The sequence below is a fragment of the Campylobacter sp. RM12637 genome, from assembly GCF_020137645.1.
Classification (GTDB): domain Bacteria; phylum Campylobacterota; class Campylobacteria; order Campylobacterales; family Campylobacteraceae; genus Campylobacter_E.
Map to the genome: position 1 here is coordinate 1 of NZ_JACGAV010000038.1, position 2,022 is coordinate 2,022.

Here is a 2,022-nt window from a genome sequence, read left to right on the forward strand (position 1 = left end):
AAATATCTTAGTGGTTTATTGGGTTTTAAAATAACTTTAAGGACTATTAATAGGCTTTTAAATATATAAAAAGTTGCTGCCGAAGTATTTTCATTCATTTATAGAATGTCAAAAGAAATGAAATGATTTTAGATTTATACAAAATCACTCTTAGTATAATTTATTTTAAAAACGAAATTGAATATATTTAAAGGTTTAAGGAATTTAAAAATTTATTTTAAATTCCTTATTTAAACTAGCAATTTTTACACATATTAAAGATTAAATCATCAAATCTTTTCACAAGTCTTACTTGCTCGTCTAATTCTTCACAATTATAAAGCTCTTCGTATAAAGCTAAAATATCTTTAAATATACCTTCTTGCTCTTTTTTAATTGATTTTGCAATGTTTTCTTCTAATGATTTATTTTGTTTTAAATTCTTATTAAGCAAACATCTAATCGCATCATCTTTATAAAGTAATAAATGTATTTGTATAAATAAATTGTTTTGCAATCTACCACTATTTTGAGCATTATTAAAGTTATTTTCAGATAATTTTTCATAAGAACTTAAAGTATCAAAAAACTGATTTGTTTTTTCTTGATTTTTATTGCTAATTTCTGAAACTTGATTTGAATACTCTAAACACTTTTTAACACTTTCTTTTAAAGAATTTATATTCAAATTAATAGTATTAGTAGCTTCTTCTGTATTATTTGCTAATTTTCTTACTTCATCAGCAACTACCGCAAATCCACGACCATGCTCACCTGCTCTTGCTGCTTCAATTGCAGCATTTAATGATAGTAATTGAGTTTGGTCTGTAATGTCTTTTACCATTTCAATAATTTTTGATATTTCATTTGTTTTTTCATTTAGACCATTGATTAAATCAGTAAATAAACCTATGTAATTTTGTAATTCATTTGAGCTTTTTGACAATTCTTTTACCATAGTTTGAGTAGTATGCGAATCATCTGCAATTTGCTTTGAAGAATTTAAAATGCTATTTAAATTAGTTTGATTTGTGCTTAAGCCATTTGTTAAAATATCAATTATACCTGAATCATTATTGTTTTGTTGAACTCTTATACTAAGCTCATTTAAGCGTTGAGTTTCTATACTTTTTGCAATTCCTAAAATAGCACTTACTAAATTATCAGCAGTGCTTTTAAATCTACCTTTTAAACCTACACTATTAATATTTCTATAAGTTGCACCAGAAAAAGCAACTTCAATAGAACTAGCAACTTCTCTTTGCCACACTTCTATTTGGTCTAACAAATTATTTAAATGATTTGCTAATATTGTGTATTTTTCGCCCTTTATACCAGTAACTCTTGATTCTAAATATCCATTTGAAGTTTGCTCTAAAACTTCTATAATTTTATTTAATGCTTCATCATTATTTTTATTAAATATACTCATTTTAGCCCCTGAATACCTATCATAAATTCGTTATAACCTTTATTTTCTTTTTTCAAAATATCTTCTATAATTTTCCAAGAAGCATCAACTCCTTGAGCTTTCTCAACTTCAAGCATTTTAGCATATAAAGCAATAATAACTTCTTTAGCTTTTTTACCTATTTTTCTTCTAACTGAATAATATCCTATCGTATTACCAGATAAATCATAAGATATACTAATATTGGCAAATACCCAATAATATCCACCATCAAATGTTCTATTTTTTACGAAAGCATAAACTTCTTTTCTTCCTTTTAATTGTTGCCACAAGTATCTAAAAACTGCTTTAGGCATATCTTTATGTCTTACAACATTATGTGGCTTATTTAAAACTTCATTTTCTGTTGAACCTATAATTTTTAAAAAAGATTCATTAGCATAAGTAATATTGCCTTTAATATCTGTTTTGCTAACTATAAAGTCATTATCCAATAGTTCCTTTTCCATTTCTTCCCCAATCATTATAATAAAAAAATAATTTTATAATATCTTCATTATTGTAAAATAGAGATATTATATTTTTGTAAATTTATTATCGTGAAATAAATTTTATTACTCAAACTTATTCTT

Annotated in this window: 1 protein-coding gene and 1 pseudogene; both read right to left on the minus strand. The window is 24.7% G+C overall.

The window, feature by feature from the left end:
- Nucleotides 1–235: 235 nt before the first annotated feature.
- Nucleotides 236–820 (minus strand): annotated as a pseudogene (locus tag AVBRAN12637_RS09855) (methyl-accepting chemotaxis protein); the annotation flags it as partial.
- A 587-nt stretch (nt 821–1,407) separates the two neighbouring features.
- A complete protein-coding gene (locus AVBRAN12637_RS09620) occupies nt 1,408–1,899 on the minus strand; it encodes a PAS domain-containing protein (protein WP_214118998.1) in 492 nt (163 codons plus the stop codon).
- Between the last annotated feature and the right edge of the window lie 123 nt (nt 1,900–2,022).

Coding starts and splice junctions, on each gene's coding strand:
- AVBRAN12637_RS09620 (WP_214118998.1), bottom strand. CDS start 1,899: ATGGAAAAGGAACTATTGGATAATGACTTTATAGTTAGCAAAACAGAT.